The 8,199-nt window shown below is 72.0% G+C and carries 4 protein-coding genes and 1 pseudogene; 4 read left to right on the forward strand and 1 reads right to left on the reverse strand.

The genetic code is table 11. From position 1 onward, the window contains the following. From D7Y13_RS34275 to def, 3 genes and pseudogenes are all read left to right on the forward strand, one after another. A pseudogene (locus D7Y13_RS34275) lies at nt 1-500 on the forward strand (replication restart helicase PriA); the annotation flags it as partial. Between the two features lie 15 nt (nt 501-515). Then, nucleotides 516-6,398, forward strand: coding sequence for a response regulator receiver protein (locus tag D7Y13_RS34280; RefSeq protein ID WP_120585314.1), 5,883 nt, complete (start codon nt 516-518; stop codon nt 6,396-6,398). 53 nt (nt 6,399-6,451) lie between these two features. Beyond that, nucleotides 6,452-6,979: a peptide deformylase gene (gene def, locus D7Y13_RS34285; RefSeq protein ID WP_120535976.1), complete on the forward strand. Its 528-nt coding sequence runs from the start codon at nt 6,452-6,454 to the stop codon at nt 6,977-6,979. On the opposite strand, the gene nth is transcribed toward def, so the two are convergent. Beyond that, nucleotides 6,976-7,722, reverse strand: a complete 747-nt coding sequence (nth, locus tag D7Y13_RS34290) for an endonuclease III (protein WP_120585315.1) — start codon at nt 7,720-7,722, stop codon at nt 6,976-6,978. The genes def and nth overlap by 4 nt on opposite strands. Here nth and D7Y13_RS34295 point away from each other — a divergent pair. After that, the coding region (locus D7Y13_RS34295) for a threonine aldolase family protein (RefSeq protein WP_147452556.1) at nt 7,721-8,199 on the forward strand (479 nt) is incomplete at its 3' end. The genes nth and D7Y13_RS34295 overlap by 2 nt on opposite strands.

Raw genomic sequence — 8,199 nt, forward strand, 5'->3', positions numbered from 1 at the left:
TCCTTGCCGCGCCCCGCCCGCCCCGCCACCTGCTGACCCAGGTGGCGGGGCGGGCGGGGCGCGGCAAGGACCCGGGGCGGGTGCTGGTGCAGACCTACAACCCGGACGCGGAGCCGGTGAAGCGGATGCTGGCGCACGACTTCGACGGGTTCGCGAAGCAGGAACTGGAGTGGCGCAAGGCGCTGGCCTATCCGCCCTTCGCGCGGATGGCGGCCGTCCGGCTGGAAGGGGAGCATCCCGAGCAGACGGCGGGCGTGGCGCGCTTCCTGGGAAACCTGGTGGGTCGGCACATGCCGCCGGCCTCCGCCGGGGTGCGCCTGCTGGGGCCGGCCCTGGCGCCCATCGCCCGGATTCGGGGCAAGACGCGCTGGCAGCTCCTGCTGAAGGCGCCGACGCATGCGGCGCTTGCCCCATTGCTCGCCCGGTTGGAGGCGGCGCTGGCGGATGTTCCATCTGGCGTGAGGGTCGTCATCGACGTGGATCCCGGGGCCATGATGTAGAGTGTCAGCCCCCCCATGGGCGCCTCGGTCCTCCTCGTACACGACGACATCGCCACCATCGCCGCCGTCCGGCGATTGCTGTCCCGCGAAGGCCACGAGGTCATCCTCGCCACCTCCGCCGCGGACGCGCTCATCGCCTTCGGGCACCACCTGCCAGAGCTCATCGTGCTCGCCCCAGGGGTGGAGAGCGGGCGCGGGCGCGTGGTGCTGGAGGAACTGGTCCAGCATCCGGAGGGCCACAAGGCGCGGGTGCTGCTCTTGAGCGAGGCCATCGAGGGCTTCAGCGCCCCGGTGGCGCCGCTGCCGCTGGACGGTCCGGGCTTCGTGACGTTGGTGGACTCGTTGATCCGCGCGCCGGCGGAGGCGGATGGCTGGCGCGTGGTGGAGAACCGGACGCTGGCGGATCCCGCGCGCGGAAGCGGGCCCGGTTCGGACGAGAAGTGGCACGCGACGACGGCGCACGCGGTGGGCGGAGACCCGGCGCTGGCCAACGCGCTGTTCGGGGACCTGGCGCCGCTGAACCAGACGGACTGGGAAGTGGCGGCGATGACGCGCGAGGAGCGCAGCGCGCACGTCGTCCACAAGCAGCGCGAGCACAGCACGCACCTGGCGATGAACGCCGCGCTGGAGCAGGCGCACCTGGAGGTCGAAGCGGAGGCGATGGCGTCCATCGACTCGGCGCTCTCCGTGGGGACGTCGTCGTCCGCGGCGGCGCCGAAATGGGATGGCAGCGCTTCGGGAGAGGATACCGGGGAGGCGTGGGGTGAGGGGGAGTCGGACGCGGACGCCGGGCAGGAGTGGGATGCCCCGCGAGCGGACGCGACGGCGGCGTTTCCACCGGTGCCCGAGGCGCGGGCCCTGCAGGAGCGCTCGACGTTGCGCTTCCCGTTCCCGAACGAGGTGGCACCGCGCGCGGACGTGAAGCCGGTGGACGCGGATCCGCTGGCGGTCACGGAGGATTTCGACGCGGAGCTGCGGGCGGACGCGGAGCGACTGGCCCGGGAGCACGGGGAGGAAGCGGGGCTCCCGTCGGGGAAGCTCGCGTTCCGTGAGGAGCGGCTCACGCCGCCGGGCCTGCGGCCGGTGAAGCCCACGCCCAGGCTGGGGGACGAGGACTTCTTCGACGTTGATTCGGACGACGTTCCGGGGGCTGCGGGAAAGGGCCCGGCGCGAGAGGGCGCGGAGCCGCTGGCCTGGACGGAGCTGGCACCGGATCCCGAACTGGAAGCGCGCCGTCCAGGCAAGGCTGCGTCGGCGGAGGACTCCGACGAGACGGACTTCGGTTCGGTCGCGGACGACGTGGCGAAGGAAGAACGGGCGGCGGCGGCAGGAGCGTCCGATGCGTCGGACGACGACGAAGCAGCGGATCCGACCCGTGAGGAACTGGTCGCTGCGGGTTTGTCGCCGGACGACGACGACGCGCCCTCGGATCCGACCGAGGAGGAGCTGGCCGCGGCGGGCCTGTCGAACTGGGACGTGCTGGAGGCGGAGCTCAAGGCGTCCGTGGAGGCGCGGGAGCAGGGGGAGGATGGGGAGGCCGACGACGAAGAAGCCGAGGTCGCAGGGAAGTCGCAGGCGACCGCCGCGTCCGTGAAGCCGGTGGGCGCGGACTGGTTCGATTCCGAGACGGTGGGGGACGACGCGAAGACCGAGGAGGGTGCCAGGCCTCTTTCGTGGTCGGAGGCGGAGTCGCAAGACGCCTCGAAGTCACGCGCGGGAACGGGTGATGCGGCGGCGAGTGGTGCCTCCGCGCGTCCGGGGAACGAAGCGAAGTCGGACGATGCGGCGCAGGGGGGCGGCGCCGCGCCGCGTGCCGGTGGACGGGATGCGAGCCGCACGGTCCCGGTTTCATCGACCCCGAAGCAGGGAGGACTCCTCTGGTCGAACAGGCCGCGTCCCGCGAGCCAGGAGCCCGTTGTTGCCGCAGCGGAGATTGAGGCGAAGGCGGAAGCCGGGCTCAAGAATGAGTCCGGGTCGAAGTCGCAGGCCGGGCTGAATCAGGACGCTGAAGCGAAGCAGGATGCCGGTCCGACGGATGGGGCCGAGTCGAAGCAGGGCGCCGGGTCGAATGCGGAGTCCGACTCGAACGCGCAGTCCGACTCGAACGCGCAGCCCAGCTCGAACGCGCAGCCCAGCTCGAAGCAGGACTCCAGCGCGAAGGCGGAGTCCGGCTCGAAGGCACAAGCCAGCGCGAAGCAGGATGCCGGCTCGAAGGACGAGCCCGGGTCGAACACGGAGCTGGAAGCCGAGCTTGAATCACTGCGCGAAGAACTCGCGCAAGCGTACGCCCTCATCCAGGAGGCGGAGGCCCGCGCGGCGGATGCGGAGTCGCTGGCCGAAGCGGAGCAGACGCTTCGCATCGAGCTGGAGGAGCGTGTCGAGAGTGAGGCGCGGGCTCGCGAGGACGCCCGGCTCGAAGCGGACGCGGAGGTCGAGGCCCGCAGCTCGGTGGAGGTGCGCGCCGAAGCGGAGGTCCACGCCCGTGCACGCGCCGAGTCCCTGCTGAAGCAGGCCTCGGCGGCACACGCGGATTCAGAAGTCCGGGCCGTGTCCGCGACGCAGGCGTTGGCGGAGGTGGAAGCCCGGCTCGCGTCCGAAGCTGGTGGCCGGGTGGACGCCGAATCGCGAGCGGATGCGGAAGAGCGCGCCCGCCGCGAGGCCGAGGCGCTCGCGGAGATGGCGCAGCTCGAACTCGTCGAACTCGAAAAGCGAGTCGCCACGGAGGTCCAGGCGCGAGAGGAAGCCGAACGACTCGCGCGCGAGTCGACCCAGGCCCGAGCGGAAGCTGAAGCCCGCGCCGAACTGGAGCAGGCGGCCCGCACCGAAGCGGAAGCCCGAGCCGAAGCCGAGACCGAAGCGCGCATCGCCGCGGAAGCCAGGGCGGAAGCCGAAGCGGAAGCGCGCCTCGTCGCGGAAGCCCGGGCGGAGGCCGAAGCCAAGGCCCGCGAGGAATCCCGTCGTCGAGCGGAGGCCGAAGCCGAGGCCCGTCACGAGATCGAGACCCGCGACGGCAAGGACGCCGCGCTCCGAGCAGACCTGGAGGCCCGGCGTTCCGAAGCCGAGGCCCGGGCCGACGTGGAAGCGAAGGCGCGGGTCGCCGCCGAAGCGAAGGTGAAGCACTCCGCGCAGGCGCTGTCGCTGGTGGAGGTGCGAGCGCACCAACTGGCCCAATCGCTGTCGCAGTCCGAAGCGAAGGCGAAGCAGACCGCCCAGGCGCTGGCCCAGGCGGAGACGCGTATCCAGCAGGCAGAGCAGGCCCTGGCGCAAGCCGAAGCGAAGGCGAAGCAGTCCGCCCAGACGCAGGGGCAACTGGAAGCGCGAGCCCAGCAACTGGCGCAGGTGCTGCTGCAGGGCGAAGCCAAGGTGAGGCAGACCGCCCAATCGCTGGCGCAGGCGGAAGGCCGGGCCACGCAGGCCGAGGAATCCCGAGCCAGTGCCGAAGCCCGGGCGGAGCAGGCCGAAGCGGTCCGAAAGCAGTTCGAAGCCACCGCCGCGAAATCGGGTGAGGCGCTGGCGGACGCGGAAGCGCGGGCCGCTCGGGCGGAGGAAGCCCTGACCCAGGCCCACGCCCGGGCGGAGCACGCGGAGGAGCTCCGGAAGCGGACCGAAGCGCAGTTCGCCGAGACCTTGAGCCAGGCCAACGCCCGGATGGAGCAGCTCAAGCAGGCGCGCCAGCGGGCGGAGGCGAAGGCCGCCCAGCCCGCCGAGGCCCTGGTCCAGGCGGAAGCCCGAGCGGAGCAACTGACGCGGGCCCTGAAGCAGGCCGAAGCGAAGGCGGAGCGTTCCGCCGAAGCGCTGCTCCAGTCCGAAGCCCGCGTGAACGAGCTGTCGGAAACCGTGAAGCGCGTCGAAGCGCGAGCCCTCGAAGCCGAGCAGGCCCAGGCCGAACAGCTCGCGAAGGTGAAGGCCGAAGCGGAAGCCCTCGCCGAACAGCTCGCGCAGGCCCAGGCCGGTACGAAGGCCCAGGCGGATCAGCTCACGCAGGCCCAGGTCCAGGCGGAATCCCGCGCCGAGCAACTCGCGCAAGCGCTCCTTCAGCACCAGCAGGAAAAGGCCGAAGTCGAAGCCCGCGTCGAGCAGCTCACGAACGCAAAGGCCGAGGCTGAAGCCCGCGTCGAGCAGCTCACGAAGGCCCAGGCCGAAGCCGAGGCCCAGGCGGAATCCCGCGCGGATCAGCACCAGCAGGCAAAGGCCGAAGCCGAGACCCGCATCGAACAGCTCACGCGGATGCAAGCCGAAGCCCAGGCCCGAGCGGATCAGCTCGCGCAGGCGCTGGCCCAGGCGGAGTCGCGCGCCGAGCAGTCCACCCACGCCCAGACCGACGCGGCCAGCCGCGCGGAGGAGCTCGCGAGGGCCGAGGCCGAGGCGCAGGCCCGCGTGGCCCAGGCCGAACAGGCCCTCCAGGCCATGGAGGCCCGGGCCCTCCAGGCCGAACAGAAGGCCACCGAATCCACCGCGAAGGCCACGGCCGAAGGCCGTCACCGCACCGTGCTGGAGGTCCGTCTCGAATCCGAGGCCCGGACGCGCAAGGACCTCGAGACGCGCATCGAAAGCGAGTCCCAGGCCCGCACCGCCGCGGAAGCCCGCCTCGCCGCCGAAACCCAGGCGCGCGCGGAAGCGGAAGCCCGCCTCCAGTCGGAGTCCGCGTCCCTCACTCAGACGCGCGACACGCTCCAGGCCCAGCTCGAACAGCTCCGCGAGGACCTCACCCGCGAGCGCGAAGCCCGCGTGAAGCTGGAAGCGGACGCCGTCGAACAGCGCCTCCAGACCGACCGCGAGCGCGAACAACTGGAAGCGCGCGCGCAGCGGGACGCGGAGGAAGCCGCGGCGCAGGCCCGGGCTTCAATCCTGCCGCTCGAATCACCGGGCCGTCCGGAGATGGCGGTGGCGCGCAGTGGCAGCCTGACGCAGGAGGGGCTCGCGCGCCTCGTGCTCCGGTTGTGCGACGCGCGCATGGAAGTGCGCCTGGAACTCAAGGTGATGAACGCGCTGCGCGTCCTGTGGCTGCGCGACGGCGCGCTGGTGGGCGCCGCGTCCTCGGCGCAGGGCGAGTCCCTCATCGACCGGGCCCGGGCCGACGGGCTCATCGACGCGCGCCAGGAGGCCGAGCTGCGGCTGGTGCGCAGCGCCACCACGGGCACGCTGCTGGAGGCCCTGCGCGGTCGCGGCTACGTTCGCGAAGCGGAGTCCGTCCCGCTGGTGCAGCGCTACACCGAACAGGTCTTCCTGGACGCGCTCGCGGAACCCTCCACGTTGTACCGGCTGGTGCAGGAGCCCGCACCCCATGAGGTGGCGCTCGCCGCCGCCACGCGCCCGCCGCTGCACCTGCTGGTCGAAGGCCTGCGCAACACCCTCACCGCGGAGTCGCTGCTGGACGCGGCGGGCTCGCTGCGCGCCCACGTGTCGCGGGGGGATGCGCACATGGCCCCGGCGGACTTCGGACTCTCCGGACGTGAGCTCCAGCTCCTCCAGGGTGTGGACGGAGAGCGCACGCTGGAGATGCTGCTCCTGAGCGCGGGGCTGCCCCAGGACGGGGCGCTCAAGACGCTCGCCGTGGCCCGGACGCTGGGCCTCATCGTGCTGCACCCGCCGTCGGACGACGCCATGGGGGACCTGCCCCCGGAGCTGGACGTGCACCGCCTGGAGGCCAAGTTCGAGGAGATCCAGGAGGCGGACTACTTCACCGTGCTGGGGCTCGCACGCTCGGCGGGTAGCGAGGAGGTCAAGCGGGCCTATGCCCTCCTGGCCGCCGAGTTCCACCCCCTGCGCTTCGCGGGCCACCCGGACCCCGCGCTCCAGCACCGGGCACAGCAGATTCGTGCCGTGCTGACGGAGGCGGCCCGGGCGCTGGGGGATGACCGGCTGCGGGGCGAGTACGCGCGCAATCTGCTCGACTGACGCCCCCTGGGGACGGTTGCCCGTCGCGGTCCGGAGGGGTTAAGAGTCCCTCCATGGTTCGCGAGATTCTCATCTGGCCCGACCCCATCCTGAAGCAGAAGGCCCGGCCCGTGGCGAAGGTGGACGACAAGGTCCGCGCGTTGGTGAAGGACATGTTCGAGACGATGTACGCCGCCGAAGGCGTGGGCCTCGCCGCCCCGCAGGTGGGCGTGCTCCAGCGCATCATCGTCCTGGACACCCGGCCGCAGCAGCCGGACATGAAGCCCCTGGCGATGATCAACCCGGAGTTCATCTCCCTGGAAGGGGAGACGACCTACACGGAAGGCTGCCTGTCCATCCCCGGCGAGGCCGAGGACGTGGACCGCGCCGCCGTCGCCACGGTGCGCTACCTGGACGAGGACGGCCAGGAGCAGACGCTGCGCTGTGACGGCCTCCTGGCCATCGCCGTGCAGCACGAGGCGGACCACCTGGACGGCACCGTCTTCGTGGACCACGTCTCGTCGCTCAAGCGCGGGCTCATCCGCAAGCGGATGCTGAAGCACAAGGCGTCGCGCGACCAGGGCGCCCCGGCGTCCGCTTAAGCCTTCGCGGAGGCGGCCACGCCCTTCTTCGGGCAGCGCGCCGCCACCGTGCAGGATGCGCAGTCCGGCGAGCGCGCGAAGCACGTGCGCCGCCCATGCCACACGAGCAACTGGTGTCCCAGGGTCCACCGCTCCCGGGGCAGCAGCGATTGCAGGTCCTTCTCCACCTTGTCGGGATCCTCATGGGTCGTGAGGCCCATCCGGTACGCCAGCCGCTTCACGTGCGTGTCCACGGGGAAGGCCGCGTCGCCGCCCAGGTGGATGCACACCACACCCGCGGTCTTGAGGCCCACGCCCGGCAGCTGCGCCAGCGTGTCGCGCACCAGGGGCACCTGTCCCGCGTGCTCGGCGACGAGCGTGCGCGCCGTGGCGACGATGTTCTTCGCCTTCGCGCGGTAGAGCCCGCAGGTGCGGATGAAGGGCTCCACGTCGGCGGCCTCCACGCCAGCGTAGGCGGCCGCGTCGGGGAAGCGGGCGAACAGGGCAGGGGTCACCAGGTTGACGCGCTTGTCGGTGCACTGGGCGGACAGGATGACGGCGACCAGCAGTTCCAGGGGCGTGCGGTAGTCCAGCTCGATGCGGGCGTCCGGCATGGCCGCCTCCAGACCGTCCAGGATCGCCACCGCGCGCTGCCGCTTCTCCGCCACTGTCTCTCGCCGGGCCACGCGGGCGTTGTATGTCACGGGAGGGCCCGGCCCAAGCGCGCAGGACGGCCCCCCATTTCTTGAAGCGAGGAGAACCATGAAGCCCATCGACTTCCGCTCCGACACCGTGACGAAGCCCACGCCCGCCATGCGGCGCCTCATCGCCGACGCGGAGGTGGGGGACGACGTCTACGGAGAAGACCCCACCGTGCGCCGGCTGGAGGAGCGGGTGGCCGAGCGGCTGGGGTTGGAGGCCGCCGTCTTCGTCCCCTCCGGCACGCAGGCGAATCAGATCGCCATCGGGGCGCACTGCCGCACGGGCGACGAGGTGCTCACGGAAGAGGGCAGCCACATCCTGCACTACGAGGGCGGCGCGGTGCCGGCGCTCTGGGGCGTGCAGCCGGCGGCGCTGCCGGGAGAGCGGGGCCTGCTGACGCCGCGGACGGTGACGGCGGCGGTGCGCGAGGACAACATCCACAACCCGCGCACGCGCCTGTTGTCGCTGGAGAACACGCACAACCGGGGTGGCGGCACGGTGTGGCCGTTGGAGCGCTCCGGCCAGGTGCACCGCGAGCC

Origin of the sequence: Corallococcus praedator (genome assembly GCF_003612125.1) — a bacterium.
Lineage (GTDB): Bacteria > Myxococcota > Myxococcia > Myxococcales > Myxococcaceae > Corallococcus > Corallococcus praedator.

Excerpts from the sequence above, each read along its gene's own strand:
- D7Y13_RS34280 (WP_120585314.1), top strand. The coding sequence starts at position 516 with ATGGGCGCCTCGGTCCTCCTCGTACACGACGACATCGCCACCATCGCC.
- def (WP_120535976.1), top strand. The coding sequence starts at position 6,452 with ATGGTTCGCGAGATTCTCATCTGGCCCGACCCCATCCTGAAGCAGAAG.
- nth (WP_120585315.1), bottom strand. The coding sequence starts at position 7,722 with ATGGTTCTCCTCGCTTCAAGAAATGGGGGGCCGTCCTGCGCGCTTGGG.